Origin of the sequence: Serinicoccus sp. CUA-874, assembly GCF_001942225.1 — a bacterium.
In the GTDB taxonomy this organism is placed as follows: Bacteria; Actinomycetota; Actinomycetes; order Actinomycetales; family Dermatophilaceae; genus Ornithinicoccus; species Ornithinicoccus marinus.
Genome location: NZ_MKJZ01000036.1, coordinates 222,264 through 242,427, shown reverse-complemented (window position 1 = coordinate 242,427; position 20,164 = coordinate 222,264). Strand labels below are relative to the sequence as shown.

The 20,164-nt window shown below is 73.0% G+C and carries 17 protein-coding genes and 1 pseudogene; 7 read left to right on the top strand and 11 right to left on the bottom strand.

Annotated elements, in window-relative coordinates; all coding sequences use genetic code 11:
* Positions 1-29: 29 nt before the first annotated feature.
* The 7 genes and pseudogenes from BJF80_RS14665 to metH form a co-directional block, all read right to left on the bottom strand.
* Complete coding sequence (locus tag BJF80_RS14665; protein ID WP_075814708.1) at positions 30-506, bottom strand: hypothetical protein; 477 nt, start codon at positions 504-506, stop codon at positions 30-32.
* Between the two features lie 39 nt (positions 507-545).
* Complete coding sequence (locus tag BJF80_RS14660) at positions 546-1,313, bottom strand: methylenetetrahydrofolate reductase (protein ID WP_075814763.1); 768 nt, start codon at positions 1,311-1,313, stop codon at positions 546-548.
* A gap of 721 nt (positions 1,314-2,034) precedes the next feature.
* Positions 2,035-2,988: a glycine betaine ABC transporter substrate-binding protein gene (locus BJF80_RS14650; protein WP_075814704.1), complete on the bottom strand. Its 954-nt coding sequence runs from the start codon at positions 2,986-2,988 to the stop codon at positions 2,035-2,037.
* 74 nt (positions 2,989-3,062) lie between these two features.
* On the bottom strand, positions 3,063-4,028 hold the full coding sequence (locus BJF80_RS14645; protein ID WP_075814702.1) for an ABC transporter permease: 966 nt from the start codon (positions 4,026-4,028) through the stop codon (positions 3,063-3,065).
* Entirely contained in the window at positions 4,025-5,107 is a 1,083-nt protein-coding gene (locus BJF80_RS14640) for a quaternary amine ABC transporter ATP-binding protein (protein ID WP_075814700.1), read from the bottom strand. The genes BJF80_RS14645 and BJF80_RS14640 overlap by 4 nt, the downstream gene beginning before the upstream one ends.
* Positions 5,108-5,314: 207 nt before the next feature.
* Positions 5,315-5,728 (bottom strand): vitamin B12 dependent-methionine synthase activation domain-containing protein, encoded by a 414-nt coding sequence (locus BJF80_RS20905; protein ID WP_269087413.1) that lies wholly within the window; start codon positions 5,726-5,728, stop codon positions 5,315-5,317.
* Between the two features lie 112 nt (positions 5,729-5,840).
* Positions 5,841-8,957: pseudogene (gene metH, locus BJF80_RS14635) on the bottom strand (methionine synthase); the annotation flags it as partial.
* A gap of 239 nt (positions 8,958-9,196) precedes the next feature.
* On the opposite strand from metH, the gene BJF80_RS14630 reads away from it, so the two are divergent.
* The 6 genes from BJF80_RS14630 (at position 9,197) to BJF80_RS14605 (ending at position 15,921) form a co-directional block, all read left to right on the top strand.
* Entirely contained in the window at positions 9,197-9,736 is a 540-nt protein-coding gene (locus tag BJF80_RS14630; RefSeq protein ID WP_075814761.1) for a SigE family RNA polymerase sigma factor, read from the top strand.
* A complete protein-coding gene (locus BJF80_RS14625; protein WP_075814698.1) occupies positions 9,733-10,764 on the top strand; it encodes a hypothetical protein in 1,032 nt (343 codons plus the stop codon). The genes BJF80_RS14630 and BJF80_RS14625 overlap by 4 nt, the downstream gene beginning before the upstream one ends.
* On the top strand, positions 10,764-10,979 hold the full coding sequence (locus BJF80_RS14620) for a hypothetical protein (protein WP_075814696.1): 216 nt from the start codon (positions 10,764-10,766) through the stop codon (positions 10,977-10,979). The genes BJF80_RS14625 and BJF80_RS14620 overlap by 1 nt, the downstream gene beginning before the upstream one ends.
* 147 nt (positions 10,980-11,126) lie before the next feature.
* Complete coding sequence (gene treY / locus BJF80_RS14615) at positions 11,127-13,529, top strand: malto-oligosyltrehalose synthase (RefSeq protein WP_237767641.1); 2,403 nt, start codon at positions 11,127-11,129, stop codon at positions 13,527-13,529.
* Positions 13,526-15,295, top strand: a complete 1,770-nt coding sequence (gene treZ, locus BJF80_RS14610) for a malto-oligosyltrehalose trehalohydrolase (protein ID WP_075814694.1) — start codon at positions 13,526-13,528, stop codon at positions 15,293-15,295. Before treY ends, treZ begins: the two co-directional genes overlap by 4 nt.
* A complete protein-coding gene (locus tag BJF80_RS14605; protein ID WP_075814692.1) occupies positions 15,292-15,921 on the top strand; it encodes a hypothetical protein in 630 nt (209 codons plus the stop codon). Before treZ ends, BJF80_RS14605 begins: the two co-directional genes overlap by 4 nt.
* Before the next feature lie 192 nt (positions 15,922-16,113).
* Here the strand turns inward: BJF80_RS14605 and BJF80_RS14600 are convergent, their stop codons facing one another.
* Genes BJF80_RS14600 through BJF80_RS14590 form a run of 3 tightly spaced genes read right to left on the bottom strand, consistent with a single transcriptional unit; the run spans position 16,114 to position 18,784 of the window.
* Positions 16,114-17,064 (bottom strand): NUDIX hydrolase, encoded by a 951-nt coding sequence (locus tag BJF80_RS14600; protein ID WP_075814690.1) that lies wholly within the window; start codon positions 17,062-17,064, stop codon positions 16,114-16,116.
* A complete protein-coding gene (gene mshD, locus BJF80_RS14595) occupies positions 17,061-18,026 on the bottom strand; it encodes a mycothiol synthase (protein ID WP_075814687.1) in 966 nt (321 codons plus the stop codon). The genes BJF80_RS14600 and mshD overlap by 4 nt, the downstream gene beginning before the upstream one ends.
* Before the next feature lie 5 nt (positions 18,027-18,031).
* A complete protein-coding gene (locus BJF80_RS14590) occupies positions 18,032-18,784 on the bottom strand; it encodes a winged helix-turn-helix transcriptional regulator (RefSeq protein WP_075814684.1) in 753 nt (250 codons plus the stop codon).
* Positions 18,785-18,847: 63 nt separating this feature from the next.
* On the opposite strand from BJF80_RS14590, the gene BJF80_RS14585 reads away from it, so the two are divergent.
* The gene (locus BJF80_RS14585) at positions 18,848-19,651 is read left to right on the top strand and encodes a hypothetical protein (protein ID WP_075814682.1); all 804 of its coding nucleotides are present in this window, start codon (positions 18,848-18,850) and stop codon (positions 19,649-19,651) included.
* 16 nt (positions 19,652-19,667) lie between these two features.
* On the opposite strand, the gene BJF80_RS14580 is transcribed toward BJF80_RS14585, so the two are convergent.
* On the bottom strand, positions 19,668-20,162 hold the full coding sequence (locus tag BJF80_RS14580; RefSeq protein WP_022925957.1) for a heme-binding beta-barrel domain-containing protein: 495 nt from the start codon (positions 20,160-20,162) through the stop codon (positions 19,668-19,670).
* Between the last annotated feature and the right edge of the window lie 2 nt (positions 20,163-20,164).

The following is a 20,164-nucleotide window of genomic DNA, read 5'->3' as shown; positions in this document are numbered from 1 at the left end:
GCGCCGCCACCACCGGCACCCGCCGACCGCTACACTGAACCCCGCCCAAGGTGGGGAAAATCAGTGAGCATCACTGAGGAACTTCGACGAGCCTCGTCAAGCACGAGGAGCAGGGTGAGGACGTTGAGCACCGGCGCGGACGGGCTGCCGGACCAGGCCGAGCGGCGGCGCAGCAGCCGGGCCAGCCACCGCAGCACCTGCGGCACCGTGGACTCCGGGGCGTGGTGCGCCCAGTAGAGCTCGTAGAGGTCGGTCGGCACCGAGGAGCCACGGTCGGAGCGCCCGTAGACCGACATCCGGCGCAGCTCGAGGTTGTCGCTGACCCGGTCCGGCTTGCTCCAGGCGTCCTCGCCCAGCCCGAGCCCGTCGACGAAGCCCCGCAGCGTGCCGGTCGGCTCCTGCTCGCCGATCCCGTGGATGAGCACCACGGCGCGCCGCACCCGCCCGTCGCCCTCACCGGCGACCGGCCGCGGCGGCTCCGTCGGAGTCGTCCCCCAGGTGGTCATACCCGTCATCCTGGCAGCGGGCACCGACAGCGACGCCGGTCAGCCGTCGAGGACCCCGCCGAGGTAGTCCAGGAGCGGCGCCCGCACCGGCATGAGGTAGGCGTGGTGGCCGCGCTCGCGGGCGAAGTCCACCACCCGGTGGGCGAAGTCGCGCTGCCACGGCATCGAGGAGTCGAAGCCGGCCGGGAAGACGACCCGGTTGCGGCGCCGCCAGTAGCCCATCGCCCCGCTCGTCGTGACCGAGGTCGCCCCCCACCACACGTCGATCCCCTCGGGCAGCACCGAGGCCCAGGCCGCCATGAGATGGGTGTCGAAGAAGGGCTGGGTGAAGATGCCGTTCGCCCCGGCCGCGAGCTTGCGGTCAAGGTAGCGCATCTCGGTCGTCATCGCCTGCCGGTAGGGGTCCAGCCCGGCGTAGACGGTGACCTCGGGCAGCTCGGCGCGCACCCGACGGATGACGTCGACCGCGTCGACCGGGTAGGTGGCCGAGTGGAAGTAGTCGGCGTCGTCGCCGGAGACGACCAGCAGCTCCCCGGTGCGGCGGGCCTCGTCGGCCATCGGCAGGGGTGCGTCCGGGTCGACGTCGGCGGCACGGATGTGCGGGATCGTCCGGTATGCCGTGCCGTCCGCCCGCCGGGCGGCGTCGCGCGCGACCTCGGTGGCCTGCCAGCTGCGCAGGTCGAACTTCAGCAGGTCGGGGATGTTGACGGTGTCGACACCGCGCAGCCGGTCCGCGACCTGGGCCATCTCGCTGCGCACCGACTCCGCGCTGCGGGGGACCAGCTCGACCGAGATGCGGGACGCCATGGTCGTCGAGTCTTCCAGCAGCGCCTCCGGCTCGAGAAATCGCCTCGGCCGCCGCACCACCTGCGGCGGAGGTGGGTCAGGTCCGCAGCAGGTCCAGCACCTCGTCGAAGACGGATCTGTGGTCAATGGTGTCTGACGGGCCGCCAGAGAGATTCGCCCTCTCGTTCCTTCGCCATGGCAAAGAGAACGAGAGGTCGAGATCTGGTGGCGGTGGGGCTCAGCTCTCCTCGGTGACGAGGGAGTCAACGGCTTACGTGGTGGGCATAGGACCGCCTCGACCCGGTCTCCTGTCCTTCGTCAACGCTATAGAACCCGCCGAGGCGCCGAGTGCTAGCCCGAGATAGGCCGTGGGATCGACGTCGACCAACCACAAGACCGCGCCGATCGCCAGGAACGATGCCGCTCCTAAGATCAGGAGAAGAATTCCGCGCAAGGCCTGACTCAAGCGCCTAAAGATCAGCGTCAGAGCAAGCCCGCTCAGCAGTGCTAGCACGAATTCCATATGCTGCCCTCCTTGCTAGCAGTTCCACTACCAGGGGTTCGCGAGTCCAGGGCATCTGTACACGTTGACAGCAAGGCATGTGTTACATGAAAGTGCCGATCCGACTGGCGCCAGAAGTTGCGAGCGCGTTTGTCGCTCCAGTGAAGCACTGGCGGGTGGCGAGGACGCCGACGGCCCTGCGGCAGGGTGCCGCAGGGCCGTCGGATCGTGCGGTAGGGCTCAGCCCTCCTCGGTGACGATCGTGTCGAAGGCGTCGGGGTACTCCTCCAGGAAGGCGTCGATCGCCTCGGCCTCCTGGCCCTCGTCGTACTCGTTGACGACCATGTCCTCGAGCGCGCCGTACTGCTCGTCGTCCAGCTGGATGCCGGCGATGAGCTCGGCCGCCTCGGGGAACTCCTCGGAGAAGCCCTCGGTGCCCAGGAAGTGCAGCGCCTCGGCCTCGCCGAGCGCACCCTCCGGGTCCTCCAGGGTCTTGACGTCGAAGGCGCTGTTGGCCCAGAACGGCTGCCACAGCGTGACGACGATGTCCTCCTCGTCGTTGATCGCGCTCTCCAGCTCGGTGAGCATCGCCGAGGTGGAGGAGGTGACCAGCTCGTAGTCGCCGTCCAGCTCGTAGGTCGGCATGACCGAGTCCTGGGTGGCGGCGGTGAGGCCGGCACCGGGCTCGATCCCGATGATCTGACCGTCGAACATGTCGGCGTTGCCGGTGAGCTCGGCGATCGAGTCGATCTCGGTGTAGGTCGGGACCGCGAACGTCAGTTTGGCGTTGTCGTAGTAGGCACCCAGGTCCTCGATCTGGTCGCCGTACTCCTCCATGTACTGCGCGTGGGTCACCTCGGGCCAGGCCGACGGATACATGTCGACGTCGCCCTCGGCCAGCCCGGTGTAGAGCAGGGCCGCCTCGGTCAGCTCCTCCATCTCGACGGTGTAGCCGAGCTTGGTGAGCTGGTCCTCGAGCAGGTAGGCGGTGGAGAGGCCGTCGGTCCACGACGGGATGAAGCCCAGGGTGATGGTGCCCTCGGCGCCGCCGCCCTCGGCGCCGCCGCCCTCGGAGCCGCCGGAGTCCCCGCCGGCGGAGTCCTCGGAACCTCCGTCACCGCAGGCGGCGAGGGTCAGGCCGGCCGCCATGGCGAGGGCGAGTGCCTTGGTGGTGGTGTTGCGTCGAACAGTCATGTTCGTCCCTTCTTCTCGTGCGACCGCCACGGGGCGGTCCGATCGGTGGGTGGTCGGGAATGGTGGTCGGCGGCTCACACGGGCGTGCGGTGACCGGCGGCGACGAGGTTGTCCTCCTCGTCCTGCGCGGCGTCGTCGTCCTGGTCGGGGCCGCCGCCGGAGCGGCTGCGCAGCCGCCCGAGCAGCGAGTGCGGGTAGTCGCCGGGGCGTCCCAGCGAGGCCGTGAGTCGGTCCAGGTAGATCGCGATGATGACGACACCCAGCCCGGCCTCGATGCCCTGCGGGCGGTCCAGCGTCGCGATGGACTGGACGACCTCCTTGCCGAGGCCGTCCGCCCCCGCGATGCCGGCGATGACCGCCATCGACAGGGCGAGCATGATGACCTGGTTGACGCCGGCCATGATCGTCGGCGTGGCGAGCGGGATCTGGATGCCGCGCAGGATCTGGCCGGGGGTGGCGCCGAAGGCCTGGCCGGCCTCGACCGTCTCGGCGTCGACGCCGCGGATGCCGAGCTCGGTGAGCCGGACGCCGGGGGGCAGCGCGAAGATCACGGTCGCGAAGAGCCCGGGGACGAAGCCGATGCCGAAGAAGACGACTGCGGGCAGCAGGTAGACGAAGGCGGGCATCGTCTGCATGAAGTCCAATACCGGGCGGACCACGGCGCTGACCCGGTCGCTGCGGGCGGCCACGATGCCGATGGGCACGGCGATGACGACGGCCACGACGGTGGCGATGAGCACCAGTGCCAGGGTCTGCATGGCGAAGGTCCACTGGTCCATGGCGATGATGAGCAGGAACGTCAGGACGGTCCCCACCGCGAACTCCCAGGAGCGCACCAGCAGCCCCAGGAGCGCGAAGAGCGCGATCATGACCAGTGCGGGCACGATGAGCAGCGCGTCGATGAGCGTCGTGATGGACCAGTCGAGGACGAGCGAGATGAAGTCCAGCAACCACTCGAAGTTGTCGTTGATCCACGCGATGGCCTCGCCGCCCCACTCACCGATCGGGATCCGGGGGACGATGGAGTCGTTCTCGTTCATGCCACACCTCCGGTCGGCTGCAGGTCACCGGTCGTGGTCGTCTCGCTCGTGCCCGCGCCCTCGCCGGGCCCGGTGTGCAGCGCGGCCAGCAGGTCGGTCCGTCGGATCGTTCCGACGGTCTGGCCCGAGGCGTCCTGCACGAGCAGCTGCTCGTGCTCGGTGGCCTCGGCGAAGAGGTCGGCCAGGGTCGCGTCCGCGGGCACGACGGCCCCCTCGGGCGGACCCGCATCACCGTCCACTGACGTCATGATGTCGGAGGCGGTGAGCACCCGGGAGCGGTCCACGTCCTGGACGAAGTCCGCGACGTAGCGATTGACCGGGTCGTTGAGGATTTCCTGCGCGGTGCCGATCTGCTCGATCCGGCCGTCGCGCATCATCGCGATCCGGTCACCGAGCCGCATCGCCTCGTTGAGGTCGTGGGTGATGAACAGGATGGTCTTGCCGAGCTCCTGCTGCAGCTCGATCAGCTGGTCCTGCATGTCGCGCCGGATCAGCGGGTCCAGGGCGCTGAAGGCCTCGTCCATGAGCATGACGTCGGTGCCGGAGGCGAGCGCGCGGGCCAGACCCACCCGCTGCCGCATCCCGCCGGAGAGCTCGCCGGGCATGGACCCGCCCCAGCCGCCCAGGCCGACCATCTCCAGCGCGCGCGAGGCCCGCTGCTCCCGCTCGGAGCGGTTCGCCCCGCTGATCTCGAGGGCATACGCGGCGTTCTCACCGACGCTGCGGTGCGGCAGCAGCGCGAAGTGCTGGAAGACCATGCTGACCTTGTCGCGCCGCACCGCGCGCAGCTTCTCTCCGCCCAGCCGGGTCACGTCGTCGCCGTCGATGGAGACGCTCCCGCTGGTCGGCTCGAGCAAGCCGTTGACCATGCGGATGAGGGTGGACTTCCCCGAGCCGGACAGACCCATGACGACGAAGATCTCGCCGTCCGTCACGTCGAAGGAGGCGTCGATGACGGCCGGGGTGAGACCCTGCTTGCGCAGGTCGGCGCGGGTCGCGCCCTTCTCGAGCGCGTCCACCCCACGCTGGGGGCGGCGGCCGAAGACCTTGTAGAGCTTCTCGGCGGAGATGGAGGCCACGGGACTCCTGAGGGGTGTCGGGACGTGCCGCGGGGCACAAAGAACCCTCCGAACGTAGCAACGACGGGGTGTCGCAGGTGGCCTCAGAGAGGTGGTGAGCGGTCATCGTGACGCGATCGTGACGAAGGCAACGGTTGGGTCACGATGTCCCTCGACCGGGAATCCGCGCTCCTCAGGCCGGCGAAGCCGCTGGTCAGCGCCCTGCGCTCAGCGCAGCAACGGCCCGAGCCACCGCTGCGCGGTCTCGAGGTCCCAGCCCTTGCGCTCCGCGTAGTCCGCGACCTGGTCCTCGTCGATGCGTCCGACCGCGAAGTAGCGCGCCTCGGGGTGGCCCAGGATGAGCCCGGACACCGCGCTGTTGGGGCTCATCGCGCCGTGCTCGGTCAGCGTCATCCCGGCGGTCTCCCGGGCGTCGAGCAGGTCCCAGAGCGTGAACTTCTCGGTGTGGTCCGGCTGGGCCGGGTAGCCGGGCGCCGGGCGGATCCCGTCGTAGCGCTCCTTGATGAGATCGTCCACCGGCAGGTCCTCGTCCGGCGCGTAGCCCCACAGCGTGGTGCGCACCTCGCGGTGCAGCCACTCGGCGAAGGCCTCGGCGAGCCGGTCGGCGAGGACCTGGACCATGATCGCGCCGTAGTCGTCCTGCTGCTCCTCCTCCCGCAGCCGCCGGGCCAGTCTCGGCGCCGTGGATCGAGACCGCGAAGGCACCGACGTGGTCACCCTCGGGCGCGACGAAGTCGGACAGCGCGGCATACCCGCCCTGGCGTCGCTCCTTCTGCTGCCGGAGGGTATGCAGTCTCACCGGCGCCCCCTCGACCTCCAGCACGATGTCGTCGCCGTTCGCGGCGCGTGCCGCGGGCCACAGGCCCACCACGCCGCGCGGGGTGAGGAGGCCCTCGTCGAGGATGCGGCGCAGCCACCGCTGGCCGTCCTCCCAGGTGGCGCGGGCCTGCTCGCCGACCTTGGGGTCCTGCAGGATGCGCGGGTAGGAGCCGCGCAGCTCCCAGGCGCTGAAGAAGGGCGTCCAGTCGACGATCTCGACCAGCTCGGCGAGGCTCGGCTCGAGCACCCGCGTGCCGAGCAGGGAGGGTGTCACCGGCACCGGCTCGGCCACCGCCCGGCTGCTGGCGCGGGCGTCGTCGAGCGAGACCAGGCGCACCTCCTTGGAGCCGTGCCGCTCCCGTAGCTCGGCGTAGGTGCCGGCGACCCGGTCGCGCAGCTTCTCCTCGTGGTGGATCGCGTCGGCGACCACCCCGACCGCGCGGGAGGCGTCGACGACGTGCACCACGGTGCCCTCGTAGGCCGGGTCGATCTTCACCGCCGTGTGCGCCGCCGACGTCGTGGCGCCGCCGATGAGCAACGGGGTGGTGAGACCGCGGCGCTGCATCTCGGTCGCCAGCGAGACCATCTCGTCCAGGCTGGGCGTGATGAGGCCGGAGACGCCGATGACCTCGGCGCCGAGCTCGTCAGCGGTGGCCAGGATCTTCTCCGCCGGCACCATGACGCCGAGGTCGACGACGTCGTAGCCGTTGCAGCCGAGGACGACGCCGACGATGTTCTTGCCGATGTCGTGCACGTCGCCCTTGACCGTGGCCATGACGACCCGGCCCTTGCTGTGCCCACCCGTCTCGGCGGCCGCAGCCTCGAGATAGGGCGTGAGGTGCGCGACCGCCTTCTTCATGACGCGCGCGGACTTCACCACCTGGGGGAGGAACATCTTGCCCGCGCCGAAGAGGTCGCCGACCACGTCCATCCCCGCCATGAGCGGCCCCTCGATCACCGCGAGCGGCGACCCCAGCTCCTGGTAGGCCTCCTCGGCGTCCTCCACGGCATACGTGTCGATGCCGGCGACCAACGCGTGCCGCAGCCGCTCCGCGACCGGCTCCTCGCGCCAGGCCAGCTTGGCTGCCGCGGCGGCAGAGCGCTCTCCCGGCGCCGCCCCCTCGCCCTGCGCCTTGATCCGCTCGGCGAGCTCGATGAGCCGCTCGGTGGCGTCCTCGCGCCGGGCGAGCACGACGTCCTCGACGGTGTCGCGCAGCTCGGGGTCGATCTCGGCATACACCCCGAGCATGCCGGCGTTGACGATCCCCATGTCCAACCCGGCCTCGATGGCGTGGAAGAGGAAGACCGCGTGCATAGCCTCCCGCACGGTGTTGTTGCCGCGGAAGGAGAAGGAGACGTTGGAGACGCCGCCGGAGACCAGGGCGCCGGGCAGGTTGGCCTTGATCCACCGGGTCGCCTCGATGAAGTCCAGGGCATACCGGTCGTGCTCGCTCATGCCCGTCGCGACGGTGAGGATGTTGGGGTCGAAGACGATGTCGTGCGGCGGGAAGGGGTCCGGCAGCGCCTCGCTCGACGTCGTGAGCAGCCGGTAGGCCCGCTCGCACACCTCGATGCGGCGCTGGTAGGTGTCGGCCTGACCGGTCTCGTCGAAGGCCATGACGACGACGGCGGCGCCGTAGCGGCGGACCACGGCGGCCCGGCGCAGGAACTCCGCCTCGCCGTCCTTGAGCGAGAGGCTGTTGACCACGCCCTTGCCCTGGACGCAGCGCAGCCCGGCCTCGAGCACCTCCCAGCGGGAGGAGTCGATCATCACCGGCACCCGGGCGACGTCGGGCTCCCCGGCGAGCAGGTTGAGGAAGTGGGTCATCGTCTCGGGGCCGTCGAGCATGCCCTCGTCGACGTTGACGTCGATGATCTGGGCCCCGGCCTCGACCTGCTGCCGCGCGATGGCGACCGCGGCGTCCCAGTCGCCCTCCGTGACGTGGCGGGCGAACTTGGGCGAGCCGGTGATGTTGGTGCGCTCGCCGACGTTGACGAAGTTGACGTCCGGGGTGAGCGTGAACGCCTCGAGCCCGGAGGTGCGCAGGTATGCCGACGGCTCGGGCGCGCTGCGCGGCGCCACCCCGTCGACCGCCTCGGCGATGGCCCGGATGTGCTCGGGCGTCGTGCCGCAGCAGCCGCCGACGATGTTGATGAGCCCGTCGCGCGCCATGTCTCCGAGCACCTGTGCCATGTCCTCGGGGGTGTCGTCGTAGCCGCCGAAGGCGTTGGGCAGACCCGCGTTGGGGTGCACCGAGGTGAGCGCCACGCTCGCGCCGCCGAGCTCGCGCAGGTGCGGCCGCATCTCCTCGGCCCCGAGCGCGCAGTTGAGGCCCACGGAGACGAGGTCGACGTGCTCGGTGGAGACGGCGAAGGCCTCCGGGGTCTGGCCGGAGAGGGTGCGGCCCGAGGCGTCGGTGATGGTGCCGGAGAGCATGACCGGGGCCCGCGGCATACCTCGCTCCGCCCGGTCCGCGAGGACGTCGGCGACCGCATGCAGCGCGGCCTTGGCGTTGAGGGTGTCGAAGACGGTCTCGACCATGAGCACGTCGGCCCCGCCCTGGAGGAGGCCGTCGGCCTGCTCGGCATAGGCCTCGCGCAGCTGGTCGTAGGTGATCGCGCGGAACTCCGGGCGCTCGACGTCGGGGGAGAGGGAGGCGGTGCGGTTGGTCGGCCCGAGCGTGCCGACGACCCACCGCGGGCGGCCGGTGCTGGCCTCGACCTCGTCGGCCACCTGCCGGGCGACCTGCGCGGACGCGACGTTCATGGCGTGCGCCAGGTGGCCAGCCTCGTAGTCGGCCTGGGCGATGGTGGTCGAGGTGAAGGTGTTGGTCGTGAGCAGGTCGGCGCCGGCGTCGAGGTAGGCGCGGTGCACCTGCGCCAGCACGTCCGGGCGGGTCAGCGCCAGGAGGTCGAAGTTGCCCTTGAGCGTGACCTCGCGCAGCGACTCCCACGGCTCGCCCTCGCCGTGGAAGTCCTCCTCCTCCAGCCCCTCCTGCTGCAGCAGGGTGCCGTAGCCGCCGTCGAGCACGAGGATGCGCTCGCGGGCGAGGTCGCGCAGGTCGGGACGGGACGGGGAGGACACCCGGAAGATTCTACGGTCGCGACCGCCGCCTCACCCATTCGACCGAAGGATGCAACGCCGGTAGGCGGGCGCGGGCGCACCGCCGCAGGACGTGCGGGCCCGCCCGGCGCGCGCCGCATACCGTGCGGAGCAACGTCAGCGGTGCCCCACCGCGTCAGGAGAGGTATGACAGCCAGGACCGGCCCGTGAGGCTCTTCGGCGGCGGCAGCGCGCAGCGCGCCGAGGCCGAGGCCTACGTCGAGCAGGCGATGCCGCGCCTGGTCGGGCTGGCGTATGCCATGACCGGGCACAAGGCGGACGCCGAGGACCTGGTGCAGGACACCCTCGCGCTGGTCGTGACCACGTGGTCACGGGTGCGGGAGGCGCAGAACGTCGACGCCTACGTGCGCCGCATGATGGTCAACCGGCTGAGCTCGGTCAAGCGGCGCAAGGCCGCCACCGAGGTGGTCTCGCACGAGGCGGTGACCGCCGACTGGTCGGTGGCCGCGGCTCCGTCGCCGGCCGGCGGACTCGCCGAGCGAGAGGCCGTCCTGGGCCTGATCCGCCGGCTCCCGGACCGGCAGCGCGCGGTGATCGCGCTGCGCTACTACGAGGACCTCCCCGATCGGGAGGTCGCCGCGGCGCTCGGGTGCTCCGAGCAGGCGGTGCGCAGCGCCGCGCACGCGGCGCTGAACAACCTTCGGCAGCTGGTGCCGGAGACCGACGGCGAGGAGGCCCAGCGATGACCTGGCAGGACGACCGGGACGGGCAGCCGCGCGCGATGGACGAGCAGCTGCGCCACGCCCTCGGCGGCGACCCGCACGAGGCCTTCGACCACGACGCGCTCGTCGCGGGGGTCAAGCAGCGTGCCGCGCGCATCCACCGGCGCCGCGCCGCCACGGCGACCGTGGCCGCCGTGGTCGTCGTGCCCGCGCTGGCGGCCTCCGGGTGGGTCCTGGGCAACCGGATGCTCGGCGACGGTGCCCACGTCGACGTCAGCGTCGCCACGCAGACCGCGGAGCCCACTCCCGCGCCCGGACCTGACGACTCGTCGGCGACGACGGAGGTCCCCGAGGAGGAGACGGGCAGCGAGGACAGCAGCGAGCAGCAGACCGAGGCGGCCGACACCCCGCCCTGGCAGCCGACGCCACCGCCGGAGCCGGTCGAGCCGGACGACGTCGCCGGCACGCCGAACCTCGTCGACGTCCCCGACCCGCGGCCGGTGGACATCGGCCTTCTCGACCGGCTCGGAGCACCGCAGTCCGAACTGTCGAGTCCACTCCTCATGCCGCTCCAGCGGTTCATGGCCGCGGGCAGCGGCTCCGGGGGCGTCGAGCCGCACAGCGGCCGGAGCTGGATGTACTTCGCCCGCGGCAACGAGATCGACCAGGACTCGGTGGACATCCAGGTCACGGCCTGGGACGACAGCTCCGCCGCGCTGGCGGCCATCCGGGACGGGGGTACCGGGCTCGGCACCGTCTGGGTCGACGACGACAACATGCCGAGCGTGCCGGAGCCGCTGCCGTGGCCGGGCCACGACGACGCCGACCACCTGCTGGTCGGGCGCGAGGAGACGTACGGAGGTAGGGCCCCGCACCACAGTGGCGGTGCGCTCGTCCGGCAGGGCGACTACCTCGTCGGCGTCACCGTCACCGCGGCTCCCGGCGACGGTGGGATCCAGACGCTCGACGAGGCCGTCGAGGCCGCCGCCGAGATCGCGCAGAAGACGGCCGACAACCTCGCCTGGCTCGACCCCGAGAGGGCGAACGGCTGATGCGCGAGTCCACGCTGCGTGCGCTGGAGGACCTGCTGCGGCGGGTGCTCCGCGCACCCGGTCACGGGATCGAGCCCGGCGCGCAGAGCCTGGCCGTGCAAGACCGGGTGCAGACCCGCCGCTGGCGGGTCGCCGCCGTGCTCGCCACCGCGGTGGCGGTGGTCGCGGTGCTCGCCGTGCTCGGCTGGTATGCCCGCTGGCACGGGTCCGGCTGACAGGGCGGGCCGACCGGGACCGGGATCACGGCAGGCATACCGGTGAGAGACTGGGCGCGTCATGACAGCGACCAGCACCCGCCCCCTGACCGCCACCTACCGCCTGCAGCTGCACGCGGGCTTCACCTGCGCCGACGCGAGGAGGTCGTGCCCTACCTGCACGCCCTCGGGGTCAGCCACGTCTACCTCTCCCCGGTGCTCACCGCGGTCCCGGGGTCCGAGCACGGCTACGACGTGCTGGACCACACCGAGGTGAACCCGGAGATCGGCGGTCGGGCCGGGCTGGAGTCGCTCGCCCGCGCCTGTCACGACGTGGGCCTGGGCGTCGTGGTCGACGTCGTGCCCAACCACATGGCGATGGTCGCCCCGCTGTGGCGCAACGCCCCGCTCTGGGAGGTCCTGCGTGACGGGCCGACCGCGGCCCGCGCCGCCTGGTTCGACGTCGACTGGGACCACCTCGGCGGACGCCTCGGGCTGCCCGTCCTCGGCGACGACCTCGACGCGGTGCTCGAGCGGGGTGAGATCACCCTCGGCACCGGCCGTGACGACGAGGGACCGGCGGCGGGTATGCCCGTGGCCCGCTACTACGAGCAGGTGCTCCCGCTCGCGCCGGGCACCGACCGGCTCGCCGCGGAGCACCCCGACGGACCGACGTCGCAGGCGGCGCTGCGCGCCGTGCTGGACGCCCAGCGCTGGCTGCTCGCCTCGTGGCGGGACGCCGCGGACGTCCTCAACTACCGCCGGTTCTTCGAGGTCGACGGGCTCATCGGGGTCCGGGTCGAGGAGCCGGACATCTTCGCGGCGACGCACGAGTTGCTCCTCGAGCTGCACCACGGCGGCGTGGTCGACGGCTTCCGCATCGACCACCCCGACGGGCTGGCCGACCCCACGGCCTACCTCGAGCAGCTGAGCGCGGCGGTCCGGCCGGGCACCCCTATCTGGGTGGAGAAGATCCTCGAGGGGGACGAGCGGCTGCCCGCCGGCTGGCAGTGCACCGGGACCACCGGCTACGACGCCAACGCCGCACTGTCGGCGGCCCTGGTCGACCCGACCACGACCGAGGTCGTCAGCCGCGCGTGGGAGGCGACCGGCGGCGAGCCCGACGTCCACGTGGAGATCGAGCGGTGCAAGCGGCTGGCCGCCACCGAGCTGCTGCGGCCCGAGATGGCCCGGCTGCTGCGGCGCGCGACCGAGGCGCTGCCCGGGCACGACCCGCAGCGGCTGCGCGAGGCGCTGCTCGAGCTGCTCGTGTCCGTCCACGTCTACCGTGCCTACGTCCGCCCCGGCGCGCCTCCGGGCGAGCACGACGAGGCGATGGTCGCGCCGCTGTTCACGGGCCAGGAGCGGGCGCTGGCCACCCGCCCCGACCTGCGACCGGAGATCGACGCCCTCGTCGCGGTGCTCGCCGACCCGCAGGGGTGCGCCGCCGACCCGGCCGCCGCGGCGGACCTGTGCGTCCGCTTCCAGCAGACCACCGGCCCGGTCATGGCCAAGGGGATCGAGGACACCGCCTTCTACCGCTGGCACCGGCTGGTCGCGCTCAACGAGGTCGGCGCCGACCCCTCCGTGGGGCTCGACGCCGGGCGCGGTGTCGCGACGCTGCACGCGTGGGCCGAGCACCAGGCCGAGCACTGGCCCCTGGGCATGACCACGCTGTCCACGCACGACACCAAGCGCAGCGAGGACGTCCGGGCCCGCATCCTCGCGGTCTCCGGCGACGCCGAGGGATGGTCACGGGTCTCGGCCGCCGCCCGGGCGGCCGCCGACCGGCACGGCGTGGACGCCCCGACCGCGCACCTCATCTGGCAGACCCTCGTCGGTGCCGGGCCGGTCGACGCGGACCGGCTCGAGGCCTACCTCACCAAGGCGATGCGCGAGGGCAAGGAGCACACCACCTGGACCGACCAGGACGAGGACTACGAGGCCCGGGTCCTGGTCCTGGCCCGGGAGATGCTCGACGGCGGGGAGGTCACCGGGGCCATCGGCGACACCCTCGCGGACAACGTGCTGACGACGCGCACCCTGACGCTCGCCCAGAAGATCCTGCAGCTCACCCTCCCCGGCATCCCGGACACCTACCAGGGCTCCGGCGTCGTGGACCTGTCCCTCGTCGATCCCGACAACCGCCGCCCCGTCGACTACGACGAGCGGATCGCCCGGCTGGAGCGCCTGGACGCGACCGGCTGGACCGGCGACCTCTCCGACGAGGTGCTGTGGGTCACCTCACGGGTGCTGCGGCTGCGCGCCTGGTTGCCGCAGGCCTACGGTCCCGGTGCCGGCTACCGCCCGGTCGAGGCGGGCCCGCACGTCCTGGGCTTCCTGCGCGGCGACGTCGCCGCGACCCTGACCATCCGGGCCCCGCGCAGCCTCGGCGCCGAGGGCGGACTCGGCGACACCCGCATACCCCTGCCGCCAGACCTGTGGGTCGACGCGCTCACCGGGACCGAGCACGAGGTCGGTGCGGAGGGCGTGCTCGCCGCCGAGGTCTTCGCCCAGGGTCCGGCCGGGCTGCTGGTCCGCGCCGACCACCTGCGGGAGGGAGCCCGATGACGCACGAGTTCACGCTCTGGGCACCCGACGCCGACCGGGTCGACCTGCTGCTCGGCGCCCGACCCGAGGAGGCGGACGCCGCTCGGGTGCCGATGGAGCGCGGGGAGGGCGGCTGGTGGGCCGCCACCGCGGACCCGGCGCCGCACGACGGCCGGTATGCCTTCGCCGTGGACGGCGGGACCGCCGTCCCGGACCCGCGGTCGCGGCACCAGCCGGACGGGGTGCACGCGCCCAGCAGGCTGGTGGACACCGACGCCTTCGCCTGGTCCGACGACGCCTGGACCGGGGTGCCGATGGAGCGCGCCGCGGTCTACGAGCTGCACGTCGGGACCTTCACCCCGGAGGGCACCTTCGCGGCCGCCGCCGAGCGCCTGGACCACCTCGTGGACCTCGGGATCACCGTGGTCGAGCTCATGCCCGTGGCCGCCTTCCCCGGCCGCCACGGGTGGGGCTACGACGGGGTCGCGCCGTATGCCGTGCACGACGCCTACGGCGGGCCGACGGGCCTCGCCGCCTTCGTCGACGCCGCCCACGCCGCGGGCCTCGCGGTGTGGCTCGACGTCGTCTACAACCACCTCGGCCCGAGCGGCAACTACCTCTCGCAGGCCGGGCCCTACTTCACCGACCGGCACCACACGCCGTGGGGCGAGGCGGTCAACCTCGACGGGCCGGGCAGCGACGAGGTGCGGGCCTACCTGCTCGACAACACCGCGATGTGGCTGCAGGACTACCACCTCGACGGGCTCCGGCTGGACGCGGTGCACGCCCTGCACGACGAGCGTGCCGTGCACCTCCTGGAGGAGCTGGCCGCGCTCGCGGACGAGATCGCGACGCGCACCGGCATACCCCGCAGCCTGGTCGCCGAGTCCGATCGCAACGACCCGGCGACCGTCTCCCGACGCGGTCCCGGGGGTGCCGGCGGTCTCGGGCTGCACGGCCAGTGGGCCGACGACGTGCACCACGCGCTGCACGTGCTGCTCACCGGCGAGGCGCAGGGCTACTACGCCGACTTCGCCGACCCGGGAGCGATCCCCGCGGTGCTGGGCCGCACGCCGTTCTTCCACGACGGCACGTTCTCCAGCTTCCGCGAGCGGGCGCACGGCCGCCCGGTCGACCTGGAGGTGACCGAGCCGTGGCGCTTCGTCGCCTCGCTGCAGACGCACGACCAGATCGGCAACCGGGCGGTCGGCGACCGCATCCACCACGGCATCCCTGCGGGACGGCACGCCGTGGGGGCGGCGCTGCTGCTCACCGCACCGTGGACGCCGATGCTCTTCATGGGCGAGGAGTGGGCGGCGAGCACCCCGTGGCAGTACTTCACCGACCACGAGGAGGAGTGGCTGGCGCAGTCCATTCGCGAGGGTCGGCAGGCGGAGTTCGCCGAGCACGGCTGGGCCGGCCAGGTGCCGGACCCGCAGGACGCCGGCACGGTGGCCGCCTCCACCCTCGACTGGTCCGAGGTCGGGGACGACGAGCACGCCCGGATGCTCGACCTCTACCGCACCCTGCTGCGGTGGCGGGCCGCGACGCCCGCCGTCGCCCGGGGCACCACCGCGAGCGTCGTCCGCGAGGATGACGGCCGGGGCGGCGAGATCCTCACGGTCGAGCGGCCGGGTGTCGTGGTCGTGGCGCGGCTCGGGGGCGAGGGCACCGTGGAGCGCGACGTCCCGGCCGGTGAGGTGCTCGCCACCTTCCCGCCCGGGGACCCCGGCGACGGCGGTGTGCTGCGGCTGGGCCCGGACAGCGCGGTGGTGACGACCCGATGAGCGAGGAGCAGGGACGCCGGCACTTCCACCGTCCGACGCTGCGGCCGCCGGACCGGCTCGAGGACGCCGGGGGTGGCGCCGACCCGCTGGAGCTGGCCGAGGCCGCCCACCGCAGCGCCGAGCTCGTCGTCGGTCGCGGCCGGGCGGAGTCGGCGGGCGACCACGAGCTCACCTCCCGCCTCGTCGGGCTCGTCGGCGAGGTGGGGCTGGCGACCGTCGCCCAGCTCTGGTCGGACCGGCCCGCGCGCACCCTGCCGGGGGCGTTATGGCGGCTCTACCTGCTGCACGAGTGGGTGCTGCGGCAGCCGGAGGAGGTCGGGCGCCAGTTCGCGGCGGGCTCCGGCCACGCGGAGGTCTACCGCGCCATCGCCGGGGTCGCCGAGCCGCCCGACCCGGACGGCCTGCGCCACCTGACCGAGCAGATCCTGGGCGGCATCTTCACCGGTGACTTCGCGATCGCCCTGGAGCGGGCCAGCGCGTTCTGCCACGTCATGGCGGTCGGGTTGGCCGAGCCGGGCGGCGGCGACATCCCCACCAAGCAGGTCAACCGTGCGGCGCGGCTGCGGGACACCGCCGACGACCTCACCGCCTGCGCCCGGCTGTGGCGCCTCGGCAACCTGCACTGACCCTCCGGCCGCGCACCACCTGTCGCGGCGGCTCAGGTTTGGGGAACATCCGGCAGAGGCGTACCGTTACGTAGTGCGTGCCGGGCCGCGGCAGCCCCGGGCTCCAACACTCGCCGCTCCGAGCGGCCACGCGCCGAGAGGCGCTCCCGGCCCGGCACGCATCACTTCTTTCCAGGTCAGCCCAGGCCCACGTCAGGCGGGTCGGTGCCGCTCCACCGCGACGACGCGGGCCGAGCGGCCGCTCCCGAGCATCGTGCAGGCCAGCACCTCGCCCTTGTCCATCGCCTTCGTCGCCAGCCGGCCGAGCATGCGGCGGTCCGAGGAGTCCAGGGTCGGGTCGGCGCGGGCCAGCAGCATCCCGGCGAGGTCGGGCAGCAGCGGGCCGTGCGAGCACAGCACGGTCGACACCCCGCGGCCGAGCACCCGGTCGACGTGCTTGACCAGCTTGCGGGGATCCGCGGCGAAGCCCTCCTCGGACAGAGCCTTCTTGGTGACGAGGGGTATGCCGTCGGCCGAGGCGAAGGGTGCCACCGTGTCCGCGCAGCGCACCGACGGGCTGGAGATCACCACCTCGGGACCGTAGGCGCGCAGCAGGTCCTGCACGCGGCCGCGTGAGCGTCGCCGCCCGGCGCCGGTGAGGGGACGCTCGGGGTCCGGGTGCTCCCAGTCCGACCGGGGGACGGCCAGGGCGTGCCGCACCACGAGCAGGGTCCACGTGGCGAGCCGGTCAGCGGCGTCCAGCGCGACGAGGGCGTCGAGCTGGTCCCGGTCACGGGGGTAGCTGAGCCGACGGCCCGCCAACGTCGGCGAGAGCCAGACGACCTCGTCGACCTCGTGCTCCAGGGCGCCGGACCCGTCCAGCACCTCCCCGGCCCAGTAGTGGACGAGCTTGTCCGCCCCGCCCGCGAGGCGGTAGCGCGCCGGCGGCAGCGGCGTCCGCAGCCGCACCCGCAGCCCGGTCTCCTCCCAGGTCTCGCGCACCGCGGCGGAGGGGAAGTCCTCGCCCCGCTCGAGCTTGCCCTTGGGCCAGGACCAGTCGTCGTACTTCGGCCGGTGGACCAGCGCCACCTGCAGGACCCCGTCGTGCCGGCGCACCGGCAGCACCCCTCCGGCGCGCACGACCGGGGGACCGCCCCCGCTCATGCCTCCGCGTCTCCCGCGGCATACATGACGTCGATGGCGGAGCGCTCGAAGCCGAGGCGGTGGTAGGTGGCGATCGCCGGGTCGTTGTCGCCGTCGACGTAGAGGGTCGCGGTCTCGACCCCGCGGTTGCGCAGGTGCTGCAGCCCGAGCAGGGTGACGGCCGAGCCGAGCCCGCGGCCCTGGTAGTCCGGGTCGACCCCGACCACGTAGACCTCGCCGGTGTCCGGGTGGTCGGTCTCCACCTTGGTCCAGTGGAAGGCGGCCAGCCGCGGCGTGCCCTCGGCGTCGACCTCGGTGGTGTCGTCGACGACGAGGAAGCCGGAGGGGTCGAACCACGGCTCGTCCTGGCGGTCCCGCAGGTCCGCGAGCGTCATCCGGCCCTGCTCGGGGTGGTCGGCGAAGGCGCGGGCGTTGACCGCGAGCCAGGCCTCGTCGTCGTCGCCGACGCGGTAGGACCGGGCCGCGAAGCCGTCCGGCAGCTCGACCCGGTCCGGCAGGTCGGACCACTCGCCGGCCAACGGTCGGGACATCTGCCACAGCTCGCGCACCACCCGCAGCCCGCGCGAGCCGTAGAGCGTCCGGGCGTCCTGCAGGTCGCCGTGGCTCCACAGCCGGACCTGCGGCCAGCGCCGCAGCACGTGATCGAGCAGGGCGCCGCCGAGCCCACGGCGTCGGCTGTCCGGGTCGACGACGATCTCGGCCGCGGGGGAGTCCGGGTCGCTGCGGTCGACGTGGCCGTAGCCCACCACCGCTCCGCCGTCCTCGGCGCGCAGCACGAGATGTGTCCCGGTGTCGTGGCTGCCCACCTGCTCGGGAAGCCGCCGCGCCTGTAGCACCGTCTGCTCCGAGAGCGGCTTGACGCCGTCGTGCCGGGCCGCGCGCACGGCCAGGGCGAGGACGTCCCCGGACAGCTGGCCGGGCAGTGCGGGGAGCTCGTCGATGTCGGGCCGCGGTCCAGGCATGGGGGTCAGTCTGGCACGGAGCCGGGGCGCTCGGGACCGCGTGCCCCGGTGAACCGGTAGCCCACCCCGCGGATCGTCCCGATGAGGGACTCGCGCTCCGGCCCGAGCTTGGCCCGCAGCCGCCGGATGTGCACGTCGACGGTCCGGGTGCCGCCGTAGTAGTCGCCGCCCCAGACCTCCTGCAGCAGGGTGTCACGGGTGACGACCCGTCCGGGCCGCTGCACGAGGTAGCGCAGCAGCTCGAACTCCTTGAAGGTCAGGTCCAGCGCCCGGCCGCCGGCCCGCACCGTCCAGCTCGCCTCGTCGACCACGACGTCGGCCACCCGGATCGCCTCGGGCCCGTCGGGGGAGGACCGCTCGACGGCGGCCGCGACCGCAGCACCCACACCCCGGGGGCCGCGCCCCAGCGCGAGCCGCAGCCGGGCCGCCAGCTCGCCCGGCCCGGCGGTCGTGAGGACGAGGTCGTCCAGCGGCCACTGCTCGTCGAGCACCGCGAGCGCGCCCTCCCCGACCACCGCGAGCACGGGCACCGACAGCTCCAGCGCCGCCAGCGACCGCAGCACCCCGCGGGCCTGCACCAGGTCGGCCGTCGCGTCGACCATCACGAGGTCCGGTTCTCTGTCGCCGCGGGTCACCAGCGCGCCGACGTCCATCCCCGACACCGACACGCGGTGCGGGAGCAGCGAGAGCCCGGACAGCACGAGCGCCGCCGACGCGTCGTCGGCGGGGCGGGGGGTCAGCAGGACCAGGTCGGCCACGCACCCAGGATAGGGAGCCTGCGCCTCCGGTCCGGACCAGCGTGCGTGCGGCAAGATGGAGGTATGCCCGACCCGACGCCCGGCGAGCGCCCCGCGGACCGCCCGACCCGGGGGCTCGTGGGGTCGCTGGCCCTGGTCGTCCTCGTCGTCTCCGGGCTGCTGGCGCTGGCGGCGGTGGCGGCTCCCTGGCTGCTGGCCGTGGGTCTGGCCGCGTGCACCGTCGTCGTCGCCTGGGGCTGGTCGGGGACCTTCGGCCTGCCCTCGCCCCGCGGCACGGTCGGGGTGCTGCTCGTCGGCGGACTCGCGCTGGTGACGGCGGTCGGCGTCCGCGAGGAGGAGCCGTGGCTGGGGTGGGCACCGGCTGCGCTCGCGCTGGCGATGATCGCGGCCTTCGTGCACCAGCTCTTCCGCCGGGACGGCAGGCCGCGGGTGGTGCAGTCGATCAGCTCGGTGGTGCTCGGGCTGGCGCTGGTGGGCTGCGGGATCCTCATGGTGCCGGCGAGCCACACGGCGGAGGGCATCGCGCTGCTGCTCGCGGCGCTCGGCGCGGCGGGGGCGTCCTCGCTCAGCGACCTGCTAGGGCTCTGGGCACCCCTGCGCGGCTGGGCCATGGCACTCGCGATGCTGGCCGGCGGGGCTGCGGCCCTGGCGGTCGCGCTCACGCTGCACGCCAGCCCGACGACCTGGCTGGTCCTCGGGGTGGCCGCGGGCGCGCTCAGCCACGCCATGCGCAGCGTGCTCGTCGGGCTGCCGCCGCTGGCCCACGCCCGGCCCCGCCTCGTCGCCGGGGTGGTGTCGGTACTCGTCGTCGGGGTCGTGCCCTACCTCGTCGGGCTGGCCTTCGTCCCGTCCTCCTTCCCCGGCTGAGGCCGCGGCGCCGGGCTCAGACGCGCTTGAGCTCGGCGGACATGAAGGACTGCATCTCGTGGCCGTCCGCCGCCATGTCCATCACCCACATGAGGTTGCCCCCGACATACCCGTAGAGCCGCTGGGCGGCGGAGTAGTCGCGGGAGCGTGGGCTGCGGACGATGCTGTCCGTCGCCACCTCGACCTTGGCCTGGTCGGTCTTGCCGTAGTACATCTCCACGACGCCGGTGGGGTGGGACAGCAGCAGCTCGACCTCGCCGTCGGGCTGCGGGCGCCAGAAGCCGGACTCGACGGCGAAGAGCTCGTCCTTGCCGCCCTGCTCGTCCAGCAGCCAGGTGCGCGAGGACCAGTGCAGGAAGGGCCGCCCGTCGTGGGTCACCTCGACCTCCTGGCCGAAGTTGCGGGACTCCATCGTCGGGTAGCCGACGACGCCCGCGCCGGCCCAGGAGCCGAGCAGCCAGGCCAGCGGTGCGTTGTCGTGGTGCATGGTCGGGTCGAGTTCGATGGGCATCC